The 693-nt window shown below is 77.1% G+C and carries 1 pseudogene; it reads left to right on the plus strand.

Features of this window, described 5'->3' with window-relative positions:
• Positions 1-693, plus strand: a pseudogene (locus EAO77_RS36830) (RNB domain-containing ribonuclease); the annotation flags it as partial.

Here is a 693-nt window from a genome sequence, read left to right on the forward strand (position 1 = left end):
CGCCGCTGCTCACCGGGATGGCGGCCGCCGACATCATGGTGGCCTCGGGCACTGGCATCCTGCGCACCCTGCCCACCGCCCCGGACGGGGCGGTGTCCCGGCTGCGCCGCTCGGCCGCGGCCCTGCGGATCGAGTGGCCGCACCACGTCTCGTACGCGGCGCTCGTCCGCTCCCTGGACCCGGGCGAGCCGCGCCACGCCGCCTTCCTCCAGGAGTGCACCACGCTGCTCAGGGGCGCCGGGTACTCCGCGTTCACCGGCGGCGAGCTGCCCTCGCCGTCCGTCCACGCCGCGGTCGCCCACGAGTACACCCACTGCACGGCGCCGCTGCGCCGGCTCGTGGACCGTTATGCGGGGGAGCTGTGCGTGGCGGCCCTCGCCGGCGAGGAACCGCCCGGGTGGGCGACGGCGGCCCTGGAGGCCCTGCCGCGGGAGATGGCGGAGGGCGCCCGGCGCGCGAACGCGGTGGAACGCGCCTGTGTCGACATCGTCGAGGCCGCGGTGCTGAAGGGCCGCGTCGGCGAGGAGTTCGACGCGGTCGTGGTGGACGTCAGGGAGAAGGAGCCCGACGTGGGCACCGTCCAGCTGGAGGATCCGGCGGTGGTGGCGCGGATCGAGGGCGACGGCGCCCCGCTGCCGCTCGGGGAGCGGCTGCGGGTACGCCTCACCCGTGCGGAGCCGGCCGGGGCGACGG

The organism is Streptomyces sp. T39, assembly GCF_008042045.1.
Lineage (GTDB): Bacteria > Actinomycetota > Actinomycetes > Streptomycetales > Streptomycetaceae > Streptomyces.